General features: G+C 50.3%; 15 protein-coding genes. 11 read left to right on the top strand and 4 right to left on the bottom strand.

Going from position 1 to position 21,102, the window contains the following annotated elements:
* Positions 1-9: 9 nt before the first annotated feature.
* The 7 genes from motA (at position 10) to HXZ99_RS06325 (ending at position 8,742) form a co-directional block, all read left to right on the top strand.
* A complete protein-coding gene (gene motA, locus HXZ99_RS06355; protein WP_194756444.1) occupies positions 10-876 on the top strand; it encodes a flagellar motor stator protein MotA in 867 nt (288 codons plus the stop codon).
* Positions 877-890: 14 nt separating this feature from the next.
* Positions 891-1,829, top strand: coding sequence for a flagellar motor protein MotB (gene motB / locus HXZ99_RS06350; protein WP_194756443.1), 939 nt, complete (start codon positions 891-893; stop codon positions 1,827-1,829).
* A 148-nt stretch (positions 1,830-1,977) separates the two neighbouring features.
* Positions 1,978-3,138, top strand: a complete 1,161-nt coding sequence (gene flhB / locus HXZ99_RS06345; protein ID WP_194756442.1) for a flagellar biosynthesis protein FlhB — start codon at positions 1,978-1,980, stop codon at positions 3,136-3,138.
* Positions 3,139-3,153: 15 nt separating this feature from the next.
* A complete protein-coding gene (gene flhA / locus HXZ99_RS06340; RefSeq protein ID WP_194756441.1) occupies positions 3,154-5,241 on the top strand; it encodes a flagellar biosynthesis protein FlhA in 2,088 nt (695 codons plus the stop codon).
* Positions 5,238-7,448 (top strand): flagellar biosynthesis protein FlhF, encoded by a 2,211-nt coding sequence (flhF, locus tag HXZ99_RS06335; RefSeq protein WP_194756440.1) that lies wholly within the window; start codon positions 5,238-5,240, stop codon positions 7,446-7,448. The genes flhA and flhF overlap by 4 nt, the downstream gene beginning before the upstream one ends.
* Positions 7,445-8,002, top strand: a complete 558-nt coding sequence (locus HXZ99_RS06330; RefSeq protein WP_194756439.1) for a hypothetical protein — start codon at positions 7,445-7,447, stop codon at positions 8,000-8,002. The genes flhF and HXZ99_RS06330 overlap by 4 nt, the downstream gene beginning before the upstream one ends.
* A gap of 38 nt (positions 8,003-8,040) precedes the next feature.
* Positions 8,041-8,742 carry an RNA polymerase sigma factor FliA gene (locus HXZ99_RS06325; RefSeq protein WP_194756438.1) on the top strand — a complete coding sequence of 234 codons (702 nt, stop codon included), beginning with the start codon at positions 8,041-8,043 and terminating at the stop codon, positions 8,740-8,742.
* Positions 8,743-8,763: 21 nt separating this feature from the next.
* Here the strand turns inward: HXZ99_RS06325 and HXZ99_RS06320 are convergent, their stop codons facing one another.
* The 3 genes from HXZ99_RS06320 to HXZ99_RS06310 all read right to left on the bottom strand — a co-directional run bounded on the left by HXZ99_RS06320 (position 8,764) and on the right by HXZ99_RS06310 (position 14,694).
* Positions 8,764-10,371 carry a serine hydrolase gene (locus HXZ99_RS06320; RefSeq protein WP_194756437.1) on the bottom strand — a complete coding sequence of 536 codons (1,608 nt, stop codon included), beginning with the start codon at positions 10,369-10,371 and terminating at the stop codon, positions 8,764-8,766.
* Positions 10,372-10,454: 83 nt separating this feature from the next.
* Positions 10,455-12,623 carry a M3 family metallopeptidase gene (locus tag HXZ99_RS06315; protein ID WP_194756436.1) on the bottom strand — a complete coding sequence of 723 codons (2,169 nt, stop codon included), beginning with the start codon at positions 12,621-12,623 and terminating at the stop codon, positions 10,455-10,457.
* Positions 12,624-12,771: 148 nt separating this feature from the next.
* A complete protein-coding gene (locus tag HXZ99_RS06310; RefSeq protein ID WP_228517733.1) occupies positions 12,772-14,694 on the bottom strand; it encodes a DUF389 domain-containing protein in 1,923 nt (640 codons plus the stop codon).
* 119 nt (positions 14,695-14,813) lie between these two features.
* On the opposite strand from HXZ99_RS06310, the gene HXZ99_RS06305 reads away from it, so the two are divergent.
* From HXZ99_RS06305 to HXZ99_RS06290, 4 genes are all read left to right on the top strand, one after another.
* Positions 14,814-15,677 carry a 23S rRNA (adenine(2030)-N(6))-methyltransferase RlmJ gene (locus tag HXZ99_RS06305; protein ID WP_194756434.1) on the top strand — a complete coding sequence of 288 codons (864 nt, stop codon included), beginning with the start codon at positions 14,814-14,816 and terminating at the stop codon, positions 15,675-15,677.
* A 2-nt stretch (positions 15,678-15,679) separates the two neighbouring features.
* Positions 15,680-17,671 (top strand): bifunctional 2',3'-cyclic-nucleotide 2'-phosphodiesterase/3'-nucleotidase, encoded by a 1,992-nt coding sequence (locus tag HXZ99_RS06300; RefSeq protein ID WP_194756433.1) that lies wholly within the window; start codon positions 15,680-15,682, stop codon positions 17,669-17,671.
* Between the two features lie 322 nt (positions 17,672-17,993).
* Positions 17,994-19,076: an OmpA family protein gene (locus HXZ99_RS06295; RefSeq protein ID WP_194756432.1), complete on the top strand. Its 1,083-nt coding sequence runs from the start codon at positions 17,994-17,996 to the stop codon at positions 19,074-19,076.
* Between the two features lie 188 nt (positions 19,077-19,264).
* Positions 19,265-20,467, top strand: a complete 1,203-nt coding sequence (locus HXZ99_RS06290) for an NRAMP family divalent metal transporter (RefSeq protein WP_228517731.1) — start codon at positions 19,265-19,267, stop codon at positions 20,465-20,467.
* Here HXZ99_RS06290 and HXZ99_RS06285 read toward each other — a convergent pair.
* Positions 20,464-21,048, bottom strand: a complete 585-nt coding sequence (locus HXZ99_RS06285; protein ID WP_194756430.1) for a gamma-glutamylcyclotransferase — start codon at positions 21,046-21,048, stop codon at positions 20,464-20,466. The genes HXZ99_RS06290 and HXZ99_RS06285 overlap by 4 nt on opposite strands.
* Positions 21,049-21,102: the final 54 nt, after the last annotated feature.

Here is a 21,102-nt window from a genome sequence, read left to right as displayed (position 1 = left end):
GGTGTTGATGTGCTAATTGTCGTAGGTTTTTTAATCGTGACCTTCTCGGTTTTCGGGGGATACGTACTCGCGGGTGGCAGTTTAGGGCCTATCTATCAACCTCTTGAGATTTTAATGATCGGCGGCGCAGGTTTAGGGGCTTTCGTTGCTGCGAACAATACGAAAGGCATTAAGGCGACTTTAAATGCCTCGAAAAAGTTAAAGCGCACCACCAAGTACAATAAACAGATGTACATGGAACTCATGTCGGTGCTGTACAAACTTCTGAATAAAATGCGCCGCGACGGGATGCTCGCGGTGGAACGTGATATTGAAACCCCCGATGAAAGTGCGATTTTTCAAGAACATCCGATTATTCTTGAAGACCGCATGATGACCAACTTCCTCACCGATTATTTGCGATTAATGATCAGCGGCAATATGAACCCACAAGAGCTCGATGAGCTAATGCTGCATGAAATCGAAAGCTTCGAGGAAGAAGCGCATGTACCTGCCGATGCCCTGCATAAAGTAGGTGATGCTATGCCCGCTTTTGGTATCGTTGCGGCGGTTCTAGGGGTCGTAAAAGCACTCACCTATGCAGATGCTTCGCCCGATGTGATGGGTGAAATGATCGCTCACGCCTTGGTGGGAACCTTTCTCGGTATCCTTATGGGTTACGGCTATATCAACCCCGTAGCTGCTCGCATTGAACGTCAAGTGGCTGAGGCTGTGAAGGCCTTACAATGTATGCGCGTGACCTTACTGGCGAGCATGGGTGGCTATGCACCCCAGCTAGCGGTCGAATTTGGTCGTAAAGCACTCGACACTGCTGAACGTCCTTCCTTTAATGAACTTGAAGATCACGTACGCGGCAATCGCCCTGCGGAATCTTAAGCTGAGTTGTAGCTATGGCTGAAGAACATCGCCCGATAATCATCCGCCGCAAAAAAGTGGTGAAAAAACACCACGGCGGCAGCTGGAAAATAGCGCTTGCGGACTTTATGACCGCATTGATGGCGTTATTTTTGGTGATGTGGATTATCTCAATGGCGGGTGACGATGCGCGTGAAAGTATTGCTGAATACTTTCGCACGCCTCTCGTAGTTGCGATGGCCAGCGGCGATCGAGCAACGGCAAGCACAAGTGCGATTCAAGGCGGTGGCCCAGACCCCATTTATACCCAAGGCGAACGAGCACGCATCGACTATCGACGGGAGACGCGGCCCTCTGATGTTCGTCGACACTTCCAAAATATTCAACGGCAAATAGAACGGGCCATAGAACAGGACCCTGAACTTCGGGCATTGCAATCGCAGTTGCGCTACGACATGACCCGGGAAGGCTTACGCATTCAATTGCTTGATAGTGAGCAGCGGCCCATGTTCCAACTCGGTAGTGCCAACATTGCACCTTACATGAGTCGACTTTTGCGCACTGTGGCACCGCTGTTAAATCAGGTGCCAAACGAACTAACGATCAGTGGTCATACCGATAGTATCCCTTATTCTGGTGGTGAAGCGGGGTACAGTAACTGGGAGTTATCCGCTGATCGGGCGAATGCATCACGACGCGAGCTTATCGCTGGAGGGTTCGACTCTGGCAAACTATTGTCGGTTTCAGGCGTCGCTGATCGTGTACCTCTCGATGATGCAGACCCACGTGACCCGATGAATCGCCGCATCACCCTGATCTTACATACCTCGATCTCTGCCGAGTTCATCCGTCGCCAAGGTTTATTCCCTGGAGACGCAGAGGAATTTGAGCGATTGCTCGAACAAGATCGGGAAATTGAGGAGATCATCGAAAGTGGTCAACTTCCTGAGCATTTACTCGATCCAGACGGATAAATCGCAAATTCCAGCAAGAAATCCTAATTTTTCAATTAAACTGATAGAAAAGCGCCCTCAATGGGGCGCTTTTTTTCCATTCGCTTTTGTTTGCTTTACGGCAGAATAACCGCTAACTCCCCCAGAGTGTCCGTAATAAAGGCAAACAATGGCAGAGCAGAACGATAGCGACCAGGAAAAAACAGAACCCGCCACACCCCGAAGGCTACAAAAAGCCCGGGAAGAGGGTCAGGTTGCGCGATCCCGTGAGCTCACTACCTTTGTGCTGCTGCTAGGTGGGATAATTGGGCTATATGGCCTCAGTAGTTTGCTGTATGAACAGTTAGGCCTAGTGATGGAAGGTTCCTTTCTGTTTGAGCGGCAACAAGCTTTTGAAACCGAGCCAATGCTCGCTAACGTGTTTGAGCTAGCCGAGCGTACGTTATGGTCGTTGATGCCTCTGTTTGCGCTGATGGTAGTGTTAGCACTCACTGCGCCGGCGCTATTAGGTGGTTGGATAGTATCTGGGAAGGGCATGAAGCCCCAGCTCTCTAAGCTAAACCCAGCAAAAGGTTTGAAACGAATTTTTTCAAGCCAAGCGCTTGCCGAACTTGGTAAGGCAATTGCCAAAACCACCCTGGTAGGGGGTGTTCTGGTCTGGTTTTTACTATCACGCCGCGGTGAATACCTTGGCTTGATGGAACAGCCGGTGCAGCAGGCAGTAACACATGCCCTGCAACTAGCGGCAGAAGCGGCAGTGTTAATGGTTCTCACCTTGATTGTTGTGGTGTTAATTGATGTGCCTTATCAACTGTACAGCCATGCTAAAAAATTGAAGATGACCAAGGAAGAAGTGAAGCGGGAACATAAAGAAACGGAAGGTGACCCGCACGTGAAAGCGCGTATTCGCTCGCAACAGCAAGCCATTTCGCGGTCACGAATGATGACGAAAGTGCCGGAAGCGGATGTGATTATTACCAACCCGACGCATTATGCAGTCGCCCTTAAATATGATGAAGGGCGCATGGGGGCGCCACGGGTTGTGGCAAAAGGAACGGATGCAATCGCTGCCAAAATTCGAGAGCTGGGTAATGAACATAAAGTACCTCGGTTGGAAGCCCCGTTATTGGCACGTGCATTGTATTTCAATGTGGACATTGATCGAGAAATACCCGCAGCCCTGTACACCGCTGTGGCCGAAGTTTTAGCGTGGGCATTCCGCTTGAAGCAAGTACAAAAAGAGGGGGGCGAGAAGCCGCCCGTACCGAAGCAGTTAGAGGTTCCCGAAGCGATGGCTGAAGGTAAGGTGCATCATCGTGCTCAGGGCTAGTTTAGGAGGTAGCGAATGAAAGGCTTTACGCCTTCAATACAACAATTAGGTAAGATATCGAACGGGAAGCTGCAATTGCTGATCGGTCCGATTCTGATCCTAATGATTCTGGCCATGATGGTGCTGCCGCTGCCACCATTCGTGCTAGATATGTTGTTTACCTTCAATATTGCCCTCGCGCTCATGGTGCTATTGGTCAGTATGTTCGCGGAAAAGCCTCTCGATTTCGCCGCATTCCCTGCAGTGCTGTTATTTACCACCTTGCTACGGCTATCGTTGAACGTGGCTTCTACCCGTATCGTCCTGATGGAAGGCCATCAAGGCGGAGACGCCGCGGGTAAAGTTATCGAATCCTTTGGTCAATTTCTTGTAGGCGGCAACTTTGCTGTCGGTCTTGTTGTGTTTTTCATTCTGGTCATCATCAACTTTATGGTTATCACCAAGGGTGCTGGCCGTATTGCTGAAGTAGGCGCACGCTTCATGCTTGACGCGATGCCAGGTAAACAAATGGCGATTGACGCCGACTTAAACGCCGGTTTAATCGGAGAAGAAGACGCGCGTAAACGCCGTGCCGAAGTCGCCCAAGAAGCGGACTTTTACGGCTCAATGGATGGTGCCAGCAAATTCGTTCGCGGTGATGCCATTGCCGGTTTGATCATCATGGTGGTGAATATTATTGGTGGCCTGCTTATCGGCACCATGCAACACGATATGGGCTTTGGTGAAGCTGGGCGCACGTATGTGCTACTGGCCATTGGTGATGGTCTGGTAGCACAAATTCCTGCGTTGGTGATTTCTACCGCAGCGGGTGTCACGGTGTCACGCGTTAATACGGATCAAGACGTGGGACAGCAGATGGTGAGCCAGCTGTTTGTGAACCCGAAAGTGATGGTGTTGGCCGCGTGTGTGATTGGTTTGCTGGGCATGGTACCCGGCATGCCCAACTTCGTATTCTTGTTGTTCACTGGCGTGTTGCTATTTATGGCATGGCGCTTGTTTGAAAAACAAAAGCGGGAGGCTATCGAAGAGCCCCAGGAGGCTGCGCCCATTGCGCAATTCGAATCCCCAGAAGCGTCTTGGAGCGATGTTCAGCTTGTGGATACGCTGGGCATGGAAGTAGGTCATCGCCTGATTTCTCTGGTGGATGAGCGCCAACAAGGGGAGCTGCTTGCCCGTATTAAGAGTGTGCGGAAGAAGTTTGCTCAGGATGTCGGCTTTTTACCGCCCGTGGTGCATATTCGGGATAACCTTGAGTTGTCTCCGAATAGTTATCTGATCACCTTAAAAGGAGGTGAGGTCGGGCGCTCGGAAATCTATCCTGACAAATGGCTGGCGATCAATCCGGGCCAGATTACCGGTACCGTTTCTGGGATTGAAACCAAAGATCCTGCGTTTGGTTTAGATGCCGTATGGATTGAAGCTTCTGAACGTGAACACGCACAGATCTACGGATACACAGTGGTGGATGCGAGCACTGTGGTTGCCACGCATTTGAACCATTTGTTGCAGCGCTATTCAGCTGAGTTACTCGGGCGCCAGGAAGTGCAGCAGCTGGTGGATAAGCTGGGTAAAGATAATAAAGATCTAGTTGAAGATGTGGTGCCAAAATGTGTTTCTCTCACGGTGTTACAACGCATTTTGCAAAACTTGTTGGATGAAGAAGTGCCCATCCGCGATATGCGCACTATCTTCGATACGCTCGCCGAGTTTGAAGGTCAGCAGCCAGAGGCCCACGAGCTTACGGCGCAAGTGCGTTTAGCCCTAGGTCGGGCAATTACGCAAAAATGGTTTGGCGGCGCCCGTGAGCTCCATGTGATTGGACTTGATGTGCGCTTAGAGCAAGTATTGATTCAAGCATTGAATAACGGTGGTGCGCTTGAGCCCGGTCTTGCGGCAACATTGCAACAACAGGCCCAGCGTGCGCTGGATCGGCAAGAAAGCATGGGCGAGCCTCCAGTCTTGGTGGTTCAACATAGCTTGCGGCCATTGTTGGCAGCATTCCTTCGTCGCCAACTGCGCTTCTTGGTGGTGATGTCACAGGCTGAGATTCCAGATGATCGTACCCTGAAGATCACTGCATTGATTGGAGATAATCAATCATGAGTGTGAAGCGTTTTCTAGGTCCGAACAAACGAGATGTTATGCGCCAAGTGCGGACCGCACTCGGTCCAGAGGCGATGATTTTGTCGTCGCGACATATCGATGATGGCGTAGAAATTCTGGCGATGGCAGATGAAGCATTGAGCGCCTTGGAGGCACAAGCGACGCCGGCCCCCACGACGCAGCCTGAGGGTGATTTCTCAGCGTTAGCCAATCGCCTATTAGCGGAAGTGCAAGAGATGCGCTCCCTTATTCATCAAGGTTCTCAAACGGCGCCAGTGAAATCGTCTGTGCCGGCAGCATCGCCGTTAGAACAAACTCAGAATGAACTAGTGCGTTGGGCGCAAGCGGCAGGCTTTAGCAGCGCTCTTACAAAAAACCTGTTAAATGCGGCCAAGCAAGAGCAGGAATCTGTGGTCGATTTTATTCGATCGCAACTGCAAGGTCTGATCAAAACGCCAGAAAACCCCGTTGATTTGTTTAGCGAAGGCGGTGTTCTGGCGCTAGTGGGACCAACCGGGGTGGGCAAAACCACCACGACTGCGAAGCTGGCAGCTCATTACGTCATGCAATTTGGTCCCGAAGGCTTATTGCTGGTCACTACCGATAGTTATCGGATCGGCGCGCAAGAGCAACTTCGTATCTATGCAGAGCTGCTCGGGGTGGAAATGGTGGCATTAGGTGAAGATGACAGCCTAGAAACACTGACGCCAAAACTGCGGAATAAACGCTTAGTTTTAATTGATACCGTGGGCATGAGCCAACGCGATCAACGCCTAACTCAACGTATCGGACAGCTGCGTTTAGCCCAGGGTGCAAATTCCCTTACCCGCCTTGTACTCTTGCTTAATGGAGCGAGTCAACGCGATACCCTGTATGAAGTGGTTGAACGTTTTCGTGCCGTTGCAGCCGACAATGGACACCGTATTCACGATTGTATTGTTACCAAAAAAGATGAAGCGGCACAGCTAGGCGCGGCAATCGATACCCTGATCCAGCATGATTTGACGCTGCATTTTGTTTCTTATGGGCAGCGCGTTCCTGAAGATATGGAGCTTGCGAATCAAGAAACATTGGTTGATGCGCTATTGGACTCGACGCAGCGGAGATTGGCAGAGCAGGAAGAATTTCAAAGTCTGTATCAAACCCAGCTTACACCGGCATCCGCTGAGCAACCTCATCGTATGAATACCAGCAAAGTGAGTGCCGGTTTTCAGAAAATCTATGGCGCCTTGCACACCCAATGCCCGTCATTTTCGGTTTTGGAACGGGCGCATGACGCTTGTCAGCAGCAAGGGAGCGAGCGTGAAGCGTTACTAGCAGAGACCCACAAGGTCGCAAAGCAGCGTCTTAACGACATTGATGTGGCGGGTATTACTTGGCCAAAATCAACACCAGTTGCGCGCTGCAAATGGCACCTCCCGCCTTTGCCGATAGCCAATGCCGGGCAGCTCCTAGGTATTCCTATAGTGACAGACTTTAGTCATCAGGGCATGGATGACGTTGCGATGCATGAGCTTGAACATGTTCACATGGCAAGTTACCACTTATGTAGTGCTTTGCCGTCACTCACTCAACGCCAAGGATTAGAGCGTCCTTGGGTGGCAGTGATAAACCGAAATCATCGTGTTACCTTCGAGGGTAAAGCGATGGCGGCACTAAAACTGCAGGGGCGCATGCACAAGCAGCACTTACAAAGCCTTCGTTATCGAAGTGAACCTGCAAAATTAGAGCTCTATCAGTTACCCGTAACTTTGCCAGATTCGAATGAGAAATTTCATCTGTGGTTTGGGTTGGTGAAATCAACGCAGCGCGATACTGTATTCGTGCGCCGTCACTGGCTCAGTCCAAGCACGCAAGATTCATCGTTAACCATTCAGTTGTTGCTTGAGCAGCTACAAGTAGATGAGATAGCGAGCTTGGCTCGACAAGCGGTGCAAGCGTTGGCGCACAAATTAGAATCGGCCAATCACGACCCAGCGTTGATTTATTGTGGTGTCGTTATGGCCGGGGTGATTGTGCAATTGGATCAGGATGTCTCGCCCGCAGGCCAAGCATTACGTCAGCAATTACTGGCCTTTTCAGGCCGTCGAGGTCATGCGACTAGTGCGAAACTGCTCGACGCGCTTATGCAATTATTAGATGCGCGCATTGCCGCCACATCACTGCAAGCACATATACCGTCGGTTGCATCGGAGGCGGTGTTATGACAACAACATCACGTCAGGATCAAGCGGCAGGATTGCGCGCGTGGGCAGCTCAACAGGGCAATTCTGGATCCGTTGATGCCGCTGTAATGGCGGAGGCAAAAGATACTCGCGTTGCAAGTAGCACCGGCAACGACAAATCACAACATACTCAACACGTGGAGCCATCATCGTTGCAACAATTACTGGTACTTGCTCATCCTAGTTGGACTCAGGCACGCGAGCATGCGTCAGAAGCATTGATACGCTATCATGAGGAAGGTTGGAAATGGGTTGGGTCGCCAGAGCAGTGGCAATTACATGCCTGTGCTCCGTCGGCACCGAATTTTATCGACATTGCGCAGACGATTCCGCGTTGGGCGTTGTGGATAGATACTGATTTGCATAGTTTCCAGCGAGCCTATCGCGTATTGTGCGACTTGCGAGATACGGGCATGAAGATGCCACGGATGCTGCTTATGCACCCGCCTATGGTGTCGCGGCGGGGCTTGATTAATAATGTACAGCAAATGGCCCGAGATTTTTTTAATATTGAGTTACTGGTGTTACAACGTTGACATAGAGACATATCAACAAGTGAGGCAAAAACAGCACTATGTATACGGCGCAAGGTAAATTAAATCGAGACGCAGTTATTCAGCAATATTACCCGACGGTTCGCCGTCAGGCACTATCGCTGCAAGTGCGTTTGCCCGCGGGCGTCGACTTGGATGATTTAATTCAAGCGGGCCTCGAAGGCTTGCTGGATGCCTTAACCCGCTTTGATGCGAGTGCCGGGGTGGCTTTCTCTACTTTTGCTCACCAGCGTATCCGTGGCTCGATGATTGATGAACTGCGATCCCGTGACTGGTTGCCGCGAAGCGTGCGACGTTCTGGTCGCGAAGTGGAAGCCTGTGTGCGACGGCTTGAACAACAACTCGGACGGCCCCCAGAAGAGCGTGAAATTGCCGATGCGTTAGGAATGGAGCTTGCGGACTACTATAAGCTTCTGAACGACACGAACAATGGGTTAGTGCTTTCTTATGACGAAGTGGTGACCGATCAGTCGGGCGATTCTGAAGATAGAAATAACGACTGGTCACCAGCGGAAGCATTATTTAGCGAGGAGCGCCGCTCACACATTACCGAAGCGATCGGCGCCCTGCCTGAGAAAGAGAAGTTGGTGATGGCTTTGTATTACCAAGAAGAGTTAAACCTAAAAGAAATAGGTGCTGTGCTCGGTGTGACTGAGTCGCGGGTATCGCAGCTACATAGCCAAGCCATAAAACGCATTCGGTCACGCGTTCTAGACGACTAAGTAACTGCGTTTCCCTTTGCGTTACGGTTTATCTTGCACGCGCTTAAAGCTGACATCGCGATAATAAGATGTTGGATAAATACCCACTTGCAATAATGCTGGGCGCAGCGTGAAGCGTACATTTAAGCTCGCAACCTCACCCTTGTCATCTCGCGTAAAATACACAAACTTCTCGCGTTGCGCGCGGTTTCGCCAACTTGCACGCCAGGTATCGTGATGCCAGTGTTCAAGATCAAGAATGGAGACACCGTCATCCCAAAACTCGAGGGATAAACCGCCCTGGTCATTCATAAACACGGTCGCATGTTGATATTGCGGGTCATAGTATCTACCCACCAAGTTCTCTATCGCCACGCTAGGTTGTGTATTTAGCTCACGGGCGGCGTGAATTTTTGCACGTTCTTCTGACACCTGTTGATAACGGTCTTGGTATTGGTCATAGACCTCGCTATTCCAGTCTCTTGGCTCGAAACCGGCCACTCGATCAATGATCTCATTCACTACAGCAACCCGATACGTGGTAAAGGTATTGGTGACAACGACGATGCCAAGATCAAGCTCGGGAACCATCACAAGTGACGTATTAAAGCCATCGGTAGCACCGCCATGTTGGCTTAATCGCAACCCCCGGTATTCATCCAGACTCCAGCCTAAACCGTATCCTCGAATTGCAGACTCTCGGTCAGAGCGCCCGGTAGTCACTTGTGGTGTGTGCATTTCTGCCATCACTTCGGGGCTGAGTAATTGGACGCCCTTGTATGCGCCGGCTTCGCCTAGTTGTAGACGTATCCACTGGGCCATATCGCGCACGCTGGTGTTCACCGAAGCCGAAGGGCCCACATTATCAAAGTTGCGGCGTGCGATAGGAACAAGCTCACCATCAATCCACTGGTGGGGCCAAGCAATATTCTTGTCGTCGCTCCCAAACTGAGTAATTGACGTGTTGGAACGGGTCATATTCAAAGGCGCAAATAGGCGTGTCGCCATTAACTCGTCCCAACTCATACCCGATACCGCTGCGGCAACTTCACCTGCCACCGAATACATCACATTGCTGTATACATAACGTGACCGAAACGGAGCCTCTGGTTCGTGGTAACGCATCTGTCGAATGACTGTTTCGCGATCCGCTGTGGGCATAAACTGAAGCCGATTACCTGTCATACGACCTACGCCAACTTGATGAGTTAATAGATCGCGAACGCGTACTTCGCGCGTTACCCAGGGGTCTTGCAGTTGAAACCACGGTAAATGGTCGATAACGCGGTCGTCCCAATCTAATTTACCTTCGTCTACCAACATGGCTAAGGTTGCTGCTGTCATCGCTTTGCTGGTGGAAGCTACGCCAAATAACGTATCGCCATCGACGGGAGTAGATTCACCTTGTTTAAGCACGCCGTAACCTTGCAAATGAATAATCTCATCATTGTGAACAACGGCCACAGCCATGCCAGGGATACCCCATTGCTGACGTCCCGCTTCGATATAATCATGCAAATCGGCAAGCGTTGTTTGCGCAGAAGATGTTTGCGTATTTTCAGTGTTTGTTGTGGTATCGGTAGTTGCACAGGCAAGGTTTATCGATGCGAGCATGACTCCGATAACAAGAAATGAGCGTGATTTTTGCATAAGTAACCTTTGTGAAAAAAATAAAGGGCGAATAATTCGCCCTTTTTATGGTTTAGTGAGGCGTTATGGAAAACCTCAGCTGCTTAATCATCCGCGTCGAGTAAGCCGCGGCGAATCAGCAAGTGGCGCGTATCATATTCTTGGCCACGGAAATCTAAGTAGAGCTCCATTGCTTCTTTGGTGCCACCACGAGACAAAATGGTGTCGCGGTATTTCTGGGCAACGGGGCCATCGATTCCGCCTTCAGCCATGAGGTAGGCGAAAGCGTCCGCTGCCAGCATTTCAGACCACATGTACGAGTAATAGCCCGCAGCGTAACCGCCCGCAAAAATATGTGAGAAGTAGGTGGAACGGAAACGCGGGGGTACCGCAGACAGATTTACACCGTGACGCTCTAATGCAGCCGCTTCAAATGCCGCGACGTCTTGGAGTGGCTCGCCGGCCGCAATTGAGTGCCAATCAAGGTCGACTAATGCCGCAGCAATGTATTCTAGCGTATCAAAACCTTGATTAAAGTTGAGGGCGTTGAGAACGCGTTCCAAAAGCTCTTCAGGAATGGGCTCTCCGGTCTCATAATGCTTGGCATAATTACCAATAATCGCCGGATCATGCGCGAAATCTTCGTGGAAGTTCGATGGTGATTCCACAAAGTCACGGGGAACGGCTGTTCCAGCCAATGAAGGGTAGGTGACATCAGAGAATAAGCCATGCACGCCGTGACCCATTTCATGGAACATGGTGCTTACAAAGCCATAAGATAACAATGTCGGCTCACCCTCAGGTGCTTTTGGAATGTTCATTACGTTAAACACAACCGGGCGCTCTTCTCTCAGGTGGTTCTGTATAACAAATGAGCTCATCCAAGCGCCGCCGCGTTTACCATCACGAGCGAAGTAATCGGCATAGAAAATACCCATGCTTTCGCCGTCTTTATCGAACACTTCATACACGTCAACATCGTCGTGATAGGACGGCAGATCAGGACGTGGCTCGAAAGTAATGCCGTACAAACGCGTCATGGCGTAAAACATGCCATCTTCGAGTACACGGTTAAATTCAAAGTAAGGACGTACCTCGCTTTCATCTAAATCGTACTCACTGCGGCGTACTTTTTCCGCATAGTACGCCCAATCCCAGGGTTCCAAATTGTGGTCATAGCCAAGTTCAGCAATTTTGGCTTCAAGCAGAGCTTGTTCTTGCTCAACTTGCGCGACCACCGCAGGTACCATGTCGAGCAGCATTTCGTAGGCGCGTTCAGGAGTGCCGATCATGCGCTCTTCAAGGGCGTAGTGGGCGTAGCTTTCGTAACCTAAAATAGCGGATTTTTCAGCACGCAGCTGGGCTAAACGGGAAACAACACCGGTGTTATCGGTTTCTGGATCATGGCCAAAACCACGGTTGGCCGATGCTTCCCAAACGCGCTGGCGCAGTTCACGGTTGTTGATACTGGTCAAGATGGGCTGGCGTGTGGTGTTGGTGATGGCAATGGCATACTTGCCCTCATGGCCAAGTTCTTCAGCCCGTTGGCGCGCGGCGCGCAATTGACTTTCACTAAAACCGTCAAGCTCTTCCGCACTATCAACAATCACTGCTGCATTTCGGCTCGCGTCGAGAATATTGCGCGCAAATTGTGTGGTCAGCGACGACTCTTCTTCGTTTAATGCGCGAATCTGAGCCATTTGTTCATTGCTGAGGTTTGCGCCGGCGCGAATAAAGCGATCATGGTAAACCTCCAATAAGCGCAGCGATTCTGCATCGAGGTCGAGGTTGTGACGGTCTTGATAGAGGGTATCAACACGGAGAAATAGCGCAGGATTTAAGTAGATATCATCTCGATGAGCCGATAGCTTTGGCGCAAGTTGCGCTTGCAGATTCCGAATCTCGTCGTTGCTCGTCGACGACGTCATGGCGAAAAATACCCGCGATACTCGCGTTAATAATTCGCCCGATAACTCCATCGCTAGTACCGTGTTCTCAAAGCTTGGTGCCTCGGGGTTATTTGCGATAGCTTGCATTTCCGCGGCCTGCTGTGACATGCCAGCTTCAAACGCAGGGGCGTAGTGTTCATCGCGGATTTGCGTGAAGTCAGGCGCTTGATATTGCAGTGGGCTAGGCGCGAAAAAGGGATTGTCAGCACTTAACTGAATGGTTGCTGGCGTGTCTTGCTGGCTATCAGGGGTAACCGGCGCGTCTGAGCATGCTGTCACCGACAGGGCAAGACCAACCGCGGCCGCAAGTAGTGTAATGCGCATGAAATATTCCTCTTGTAGCAAGTAGCGCTGTATTGACGAGCTGAATGGGTTTTTGCTGTCAGCTTTCGCAACAACGCATGAAAATTAGGAAGCGTTGATATCAGGTATCAGCCCGATAACATACCAAGACCGCCGCTGTGACACAAATTTACAGTCGATATCGAAATCCCAACTCAAGCACCACGGGACGGTCCCAGCGGTTTTCCAACTGCTGTTTCAGCTCCAACATGCTGGTTTCGTCGAGGGGTTGCGTGCTCACGCTGTCGGCACTGATATAGATGGTATTGCGGCGAGTACTCACTTCCACATTAGTCAGCTCAATAATGCGCCCCTCAACGAGCAACGGCTGATTTGCGATGTATCGCTCTATTTTATAGTTCTGATAGATGGTTGCGAACGCAAAGGCCAAAGGAATCGCAATAACAGCCACAGAACTAAAGGTAACAATGAGCCCTTTTCGCGCCCGTTGTACCGGAGCATAGCCGAGCACTAAGAAGGTGAGGGCTGCGGCGCCCGCGATACCAAATAAGTTGGTGAGTAAAAGTAAGCCCGCGCCGGAAATCATTGGCCAACTTCCCCATCCGACACCGATACCAGCCACACACAGTGGAGGAACCAAGGCTACTGCAATAGCGACACCCGGCAAGCTGCGCATAACACTCGCTCGGGCGTAGGCATACGCGCCCGCAATGCCACAGGCGATAGCCACCCCCAAATCCAACAACGTGGGTTGCAGTCGAGCGGCTATTTCTGGGGTGATTTCGCGCACGGGAACGATCATTGCCAAAACAGCGGAGGTGAATAAGCCAAGCCCCACACCGATAGCAACAGTCTTAAGGCTGGTAATTGTAAGTGAGCGTTCACTTCGAAGAAGGCCCATAGCGACTGCAACAATAGGTGCCATGAGCGGCGCCAACACCATAGCCCCAATCACGACGGCAATGCTATTTAAGAACAAGCCCAAGGTTGCTACAACCGAACTTAACACCATCAGGGCCAGGTAATGCGGATGCGCTTGTGCACTGTCACGAATTTGAATGAAAAGCTCACGAAAATCGTCTTCTAGGGCATGGGTAAAGAGCGGAAGGTGACTTGAAATGCGGGAGATCCGCTCCTCACTTTGGGGTAAGTTATCGATGCGCATGGTGTCTTTGTTATCGTCAATCGCTTCATGAAAATCGTGATAACTATCACTCATATTAATGCGTACCGCACGCGGGTACATTTCGAGCAAAATATCGTCGGTTTTGTAGGCGCGACCATCAAGAACAACGCGAACTGGCTTCGCCATCTTGATGTGTAATTGCCGCGTTTTAATGTAGCCAATACAACTTGGCAACTTGCGTTGTGTATCTTTGCGAACGAGCGACTGAAACAGAAAGCTAAGGTATTGGGTAATCGATTTGGGAGCGATGGCAACGACAGATACGCGATTATCTTGCACGCTTATGGTGGTGTCGAGCAGCCGAGCTGCAGCAGAGTGCACGTCGTTTTCTAGCGCCACTAAACCGGTGAAGGCAGTTTGAATCTTTTTCTTGTCAGTGCTCAACGTTGCCGGAAGCACTTCGATGGCAAATAGGTTACGTACACTGCGCCATAGTAACGCCAACCAGTAGAGCGCATAACGCCATGGGTTCTTTTCTCGTTGCAACCAAGTGCTACTGCGTTGATTCACAAAAGGTGTTGCGCCTACCGTAACAGAGCCAATCACAACGTCATTATTGCAGCGAAGAATATCAATGGCTTCTGGATCGTCTTCGAACGCCAGTCGAATAGCGTCGTCTTGTTGTTTGGGGAGTTTGAACCATGTGGCTAACGGGCCCCCCGCAATCAGTGGAACGAAGCCCAACGAGAAGTTCAGGGTTTTGGCAATATCAATAAATTGCGCCGCAGTTTGATCGGTCACTAACGCAATAACATGGTCTGCTTGGTCGGTAAATTGCCCCGGTCGCTCCAAAAATTCATCCTCGGTCACATCAATGAGCTTGATGTCGTGGGTGAGCGCGAAAGAATGAATCTTTTCAAGCAAAGGAAACTGGTCGGCAGGATACACCACCAGTGCTTTTTTCATAAACGCCATACGTGTTTACCAACTTCAGGAACGAGTCTTGTTTATAGCTCACAGAGTAAGGACAATAAAGGCGATTCACGGTACTCTATGGCGAAAGTATCTTTTTAAGAGGACCTCTTGTGCTGAGTTACCAACACGGTTATCACGCTGGAAACCCGGCTGATGTACATAAACATCTCACGCTGTTAGCGGTGATTCGGCGTATGCATGAGAAGTCGTCAGCGATGCATTATTTCGATACCCATGCCGGGCGTGGGTGGTACGATTTAAGTGGGCCGCAGGCTCAAAAAAATGGTGAATTTCACGATGGCATAGCCCGTATTTTAGGTGCCAGAGATGCGTTAACGGCGACATCCCAAGAGCAATTATGGTCGGCGTTTTTTGCGGTGATAGATGACGCTCACCAGCGTCCGCCCAGCCCACAAGAACTTCGTTATTATCCAGGCTCCCCGGCGTGGGTAGCATCCCAGCGGCGAGAGACTGATCGCCATACCGTGTATGAATTGCACCCGACTGAGCACGATGAACTAACCCAAGTTGATTCCAAAAAGACAGGATTTGTTGTGTATGGCGATGGGTTGCAGGGGGTAATCAACCACTTGCCCCCGAAAACGCCTCGTTTATTGGTGCTGATTGACCCGGCATACGAAGTGAAAGATGAATATACTCAGGTTTGCGCCACCGTCAGTCGCGCATTAAAACGCTGTCGTCATGCGGTAATATTGGTGTGGTATCCCTTGCTTCCGGCGGCTCGGCATGACGCCATGCTTAGTGAGTTACAGCAGCTAGATACACCGTGCATTCGCAGCGAGTTCATCTACAAAGAACGTACTGAAACACGAGGCATGTATGGTTCGGGGATGCTGATTTTTAATCCACCTTGGCAGCTCGATACGAACCTAAAAGAGGCATTTATGCCGGTACAGGACCTATTCGAGCCACCGGCGAACCATCATTTAGATTGGCTAAACGCGGATAAATAACCATGAACCGTATACAACACCATTTAGGGCTGATAGCAACCTGCATGATACTCACGCTGGTGGGTTGTAGTGAGGGAAGCCATATCCCAGAGAACAACGATGAGCCCGCTCGTATTCAAGTGCGCCTGCTCGAGACAACTGATCTCCACGCCTATATGCTCGGTTACGATTATTTTCGCCAGCAAGAAACGAATACCTACGGCCTTGCGCACACGGCCGTGCTCATTCATGAGGCACGGGCCGAGAACCCCAATCATGTTCTTATCGATAACGGTGATTTGATTCAAGGCAGCGCGTTAGGTGATTGGACAGCGGGGCGGGGCACGGATTATTTACAGAGTCGTGTTCATCCGGTGATCAAAGCGCTGAACTATCTGGAATATGATGTCGCAAATTTAGGGAATCACGAGTTTAACTATGGACTTGAATTTCTATTAGCGACGATCGAAGATGCAACGTTTCCCTTCGTCAGTGCCAATGCTTTTTACGCGGATTCACCGGAAACTTCCGGTAAATATTCAGGATCCTGGGGTGAGCCGTTGGTGCCGCCTTATGTCATTCTTGATCGTGATTTTATTGATCAACGGGGTGAAACACATGTCATTCGTATCGGTGTAATTGGCTTTGTTCCACCGCAAATCATGCGTTGGGACGCGCAACATCTGCGCCATAAAGTTCAAGTTCGCGACATGGTCTCCGCAGCGCAGCATTTTATCCCCAAAATGAAAGCGGAAGGTGCGGACATTGTTGTTGCAGTTCCCCATTCCGGACTTCGGATCTATTCCGATTACCCGAAATTTGCTGAGCAAGCCTCTTATCAGCTTGCAGGCGTATCAGGTATTGACGCCATTTTATTTGGCCATCAACATCAATTATTTCCAGGCTCACCGGCCTATAACGATTTACCGGAAGTAGATAATGTTAGCGGCTATGTACGGGGCATCCCTGCGGTATCGCCAGGTTATTGGGGTGACCACTTAGGCATTATTGATCTTACACTCGAAGCGTATAGCGGCGGTTGGCGTGTCGCTCAGAGCGATGTGCAGGTGCGCGCCATCGACAACCGTAAAGACGATGCATTAATTGCGTTGCTCGAAACCGAGCAAGCGGCCACCTTAGCCATGCTAAACACGCCGTTAGGAGAACTAGAGCAGCGGGTATCGAGTTTGTTTGCTCGAATTCGCCCTGAATCGTCGGTGCAGCTAATTAATGACGCACAAACGTGGTATGTCCGCCAGCTTCAACAGCAAGGTGAACTCGACGCTAGCCTGCCCGTACTATCGGCGGCGGCACCCTTTCGAAATGGCAGTCAAAGCCCAGAAGATTACACCTTAATTGAAGCTGGTCCGTTTACCTTAGGCAACCTTGTAGACTTGTATGTGTACCCAAATACATTGCAAGTGGTGGAGCTATCGGGAAAACAAATTCGGGAATGGCTAGAAATGTCAGCGAATGCATTTCGTCACATTGATCCTGAGCTGAATAGCCCGCAACCTTTGTTTGCCCGTTTTCCAAGTTATAACTTCGATATGCTCACTGGCATTACCTATACGATAGACCCCACGCAGCCCGCACGTTATTCGACGCAAGGCGACCTGCAGAATCCAGACAGTCATCGTATTTATAATCTTCGCTATCAAGGAGCGCCTATTGCTGAGGAACAACGGTTTTTGGTGGCCACCAATAACTACCGTGCCGGTGGCGGTGGGAATTTCCCCAATCTAGACGGTAGCACTTTGGTTTACGCTTCTGATGCAGAAGTGCGACAAGTGATCGCTGACTATGCGCGGAATGCGACAGAAGAAACGGACGGATTGCTCGCCGTTGCGGTTGAATCGAATTGGCAGTTGCGCATTCCTGACGGGGTTGTGCTTGAATTTCGAGGTAGTCCGAGCGCTGCCGCACGTGAAGAAGCACGTCACATTCCTGGCTTAAGCATCCAGAGCATGGATGACGAGGGGTATAGGCTCTATTGGTTGCGTCGAGACGAGTAATTTTAACAAATGGGTAACGGTCTCTATAGCAAACGTTGACACAAATTTAACGTAGCAAATCATGCAATCTTTCTGCAGTTTGCTAAAATGCGACAATAACAACAGCTTAATTCCAAAACTGCGTTGTAAGGAATGAATTGTTGTCGTTGTCAATTATTGTCAGCGTTCTTTGACGTTTTTAGGTTAAATGTTATACTGCTACGAACGTAATGAATTTGGTTAATAGACTGCAATCTCGCATGTTTGTTGCCGGAGTTTCACTGGTTAACCCCCAAGCCAGCGGAATGTTGTGGAGTAACAAAAGGTAGAAAAGGACCCCCTTATGAATAAGATTGTTGGAATTGCAATTCCTGCGTTAGCAGGCTTAATGCTAGCTGCCCCGGCAGTAGCGGAAAATTACTCAGGTACACATGATCTGGCAGTGGGCGTGCGGTTGAGCACGGTCAAGTTTGATTCAGATCGTCTACACGTTAATAACGGTGCGCCGTTTAACCTCGACAGTAGCTTCAACACCCCGCAACCGGGCTTGGAGTTTTCTGTACCACTTACGAACCGTATTTCGATTCGTTCTTATGTGGACTACGTTGAGGCAAGTGTCGACGGAGCGAGCAGCACGTCGTACGGCCGCTTGATGGGTACCGATTTACTCTTTCACGTGAATCAGAACTTCTACTTGGGCCTTGGTATGGGTCAGGCGAAAGTTCAGTTTCATCGTGACCGCATGTACCGCGGTACAGTGGGCTACATGCGTGATATCAACGACCGTTGGTTCTGGCGCGCTGAGTATGCGTTAGCTACATCGTCTGACTTTGACGATCAGCAAATCGTGGGTGCAGTAAATTACCGTATCGGTAACTCAGGCCCATTGCTAACGAACTGGCGTACTCGTGACGACGTTCCACCTGTTGTAGAAGAAGATCCAATTGATCGTACTACAGATTCAGATGGTGATGGCGTTCCAGATTACCGTGATGAGTGCCCAGGCACCCCACGTGGTCATGTCGTTGATGAGCGTGGCTGTACTGTGTACACCACTGAGCAAGTTACGCAAGAACTGCGTGTTGGCTTCGCGTTCGATTCAGCGCGCGTAACCACCGACTATCGTGGTGATATTCGTCGCTTGGCAGACTTCATGAAAGAGCATTCAGATACTGAAGTTACCTTGCACGGTCACACCGACTTAATTGGTACTGCTCAGTACAACCAAGACCTGTCAGAGCGTCGTGCACGCGCTGTAGCAGATATCTTGGTGAACGAGCATGGCATCAATCGTAGCCGTATCCGCACTGTGGGTCACGGTATGAGCCAGCCAATCGTAAACGAAATTAGCTTACCTGCGAACGCACGCAACCGTCGGACTGAAGCACGTCTGTCTGTTGAAATCCGTGTTCCGCAAACACGCTAAAATGCTTTAGTACTAATGCAAACGCCCACTTCGGTGGGCGTTTTTTTATGTCTGGCGTTCCGTTGTAGGAAATGACCGAGTTTGGTTTTTCTGCCGGTTATGATAAAAAAGGCGCTTACCCTTATTCCAGAGCAATAATAACAATGAAAAATGATTCTGTTCTGAAGGCCATAGGACCAGGAATTCTTATGGCGACAGCGGCCATCGGTGGCTCCCATCTCGTGGCCTCTACTCAAGCTGGGGCTTTGTTTGGTTGGCAGCTTGCGGGGCTTATCTTACTCGTCAACGTTTTAAAATATCCTTTCTTCCGCTTTGGTGTTGATTACACCCTGACCCATAACGAGAGTTTACTGCACGGTTATTTTCGCAAGGGCCGCGGTTATCTCTGGGCATTTCTGTTACTTAACATTGTCGCAGCTGTGGTGAATACAGCCGGGGTGTTGTTGCTCACGGCCAGTATGTTGTACTTCGTGATTCCACACGGACCCAATGTGCTCATTCTCAGCGCTATTATTCTGATGGTGTGTTTGCTTATTTTGTTGCTCGGAAAATACCGGGTACTCGACACCTTAGCGCGGGTTATGATGGTGATATTAGCCGCATTAACGGTACTTGCGGTCATTTTTGCGATGTCTCAGGGATCCCAAGTGCCGGCGGATTTTGTGAGTCCGTCTCCGTGGGAATTGGCTGCACTCGGATTTCTTGTGGCGATGATGGGTTGGATGCCAGCGCCGATCGAGATTTCAGTGATTAATTCCATTTGGGTGCAGGAAAAGCGCCGAATTGTGCCCGTATCCCGTCGCGGCGGACTGTTTGATTTCAACCTCGGTTATTGGGTCACCGCATTCTTGGCATTGTGCTTTCTTTCATTAGGCGCATTGGTGCAGCATGGCAGTGAACAACAAATTGCGATGGCAGGTGTTGCTTTCGCACAACAGCTGGTAAATATGTATGCGGAAAGTTTGGGCGAATGGACCCGCTGGATCGTGGCCTTGGTCGCTTTCTTCTGTATGTTTGGCACCACCATTACAGTACTCGATGGCTATGCTCGAGGACTGCATTTGAGCGGTTTATTGTTAACCAAACGCTTAGATGTCGAAACGCCCAATGTAGCTGTCAGTCGGCGTGGCTATACGTGGCTATTGTTGGCGCAAGCGGCCGCAGGCATGGTAATCATTCTATTCTTCCGAGGAGCCCTGAGCCCGATGCTGACCTTTGCAATGACGGCGGCCTTCTTAACCACCCCGTTCTTTGCGTGGCTCAATTTTAGCCTCGTTCGGGGAAGCGGTGAAAACCACGCAAGGCGCACATTTCTGCATCTATGGGCATGGGTAGGGCTTACTTATTTGATTGGTTTTGCCTTGATTTTTATTTGGTATGCGGCGCGCTAAGGCGTCTGTGCGTTGGCTAGCTTCAGCTGCTGAAGATGGCTTTCGATGGCAAAAACGTGGGCGTCTACTTCGTCGAGTTCGCGCAGGGCGTGTGCCAACCGCAACACGTATTCGTCATTGGGTCCGCTAGGCCCTTCGCTTGCGGCAATATGCTGAGCAATATCCCACTCGGAAGCGGGACCTAACCATGCAGCGTTATCATCAGATGCAATATAGACCAATCCATTCACTTCGCTGCCATCATCGAAGTGAAAAGGGGCTTCAAAACGCAAATATCCATTCTTTTCACGGTGATCAAGATGGGCGAAAACATCAGGATGAACGCGATAAGCCATACCTTTGCAACTGCTCCCGAGAACTTCAACTAACGTCAGCACGCGCCCGGGAGCGTCGGGCGTGCCTCGATGATCGTGGGACCCTTGCCAGAATCGGCGTTGCCAGTGATCAATGCGAGCGGGTCTGCGCTCAATAAAGGGGAAATCCGCTTTAAAAATAAGGGAGCCATAACCAAATACCCACACGCTATCCAAGCCGGTAAAGCTTTGCCGTGTTTGATTCATGCTTTGCGTGTCGTGGGGCATAACAAGCTCCGTGGTTACTTCTTTGTAAGGCGAACCTGTTGAAATATACTACCA

It is taken from the genome of Aliidiomarina indica, assembly GCF_015354615.1.
GTDB lineage: Bacteria > Pseudomonadota > Gammaproteobacteria > Enterobacterales > Alteromonadaceae > Aliidiomarina > Aliidiomarina indica.
This window is presented reverse-complemented; position numbering and strand designations above follow the sequence as displayed.

What these genes read in the sequence shown, in the direction of transcription:
- motB (WP_194756443.1), top strand. Translation starts at nt 891, where the DNA reads ATGGCTGAAGAACATCGCCCGATAATCATCCGCCGCAAAAAAGTGGTG.
- flhB (WP_194756442.1), top strand. Translation starts at nt 1,978, where the DNA reads ATGGCAGAGCAGAACGATAGCGACCAGGAAAAAACAGAACCCGCCACA.
- flhA (WP_194756441.1), top strand. Translation starts at nt 3,154, where the DNA reads ATGAAAGGCTTTACGCCTTCAATACAACAATTAGGTAAGATATCGAAC.
- flhF (WP_194756440.1), top strand. Translation starts at nt 5,238, where the DNA reads ATGAGTGTGAAGCGTTTTCTAGGTCCGAACAAACGAGATGTTATGCGC.
- HXZ99_RS06330 (WP_194756439.1), top strand. Translation starts at nt 7,445, where the DNA reads ATGACAACAACATCACGTCAGGATCAAGCGGCAGGATTGCGCGCGTGG.
- HXZ99_RS06325 (WP_194756438.1), top strand. Translation starts at nt 8,041, where the DNA reads ATGTATACGGCGCAAGGTAAATTAAATCGAGACGCAGTTATTCAGCAA.
- HXZ99_RS06320 (WP_194756437.1), bottom strand. Translation starts at nt 10,371, where the DNA reads ATGCAAAAATCACGCTCATTTCTTGTTATCGGAGTCATGCTCGCATCG.
- HXZ99_RS06315 (WP_194756436.1), bottom strand. Translation starts at nt 12,623, where the DNA reads ATGCGCATTACACTACTTGCGGCCGCGGTTGGTCTTGCCCTGTCGGTG.
- HXZ99_RS06310 (WP_228517733.1), bottom strand. Translation starts at nt 14,694, where the DNA reads ATGAAAAAAGCACTGGTGGTGTATCCTGCCGACCAGTTTCCTTTGCTT.
- HXZ99_RS06300 (WP_194756433.1), top strand. Translation starts at nt 15,680, where the DNA reads ATGAACCGTATACAACACCATTTAGGGCTGATAGCAACCTGCATGATA.
- HXZ99_RS06295 (WP_194756432.1), top strand. Translation starts at nt 17,994, where the DNA reads ATGAATAAGATTGTTGGAATTGCAATTCCTGCGTTAGCAGGCTTAATG.
- HXZ99_RS06290 (WP_228517731.1), top strand. Translation starts at nt 19,265, where the DNA reads ATGGCGACAGCGGCCATCGGTGGCTCCCATCTCGTGGCCTCTACTCAA.
- HXZ99_RS06285 (WP_194756430.1), bottom strand. Translation starts at nt 21,048, where the DNA reads ATGCCCCACGACACGCAAAGCATGAATCAAACACGGCAAAGCTTTACC.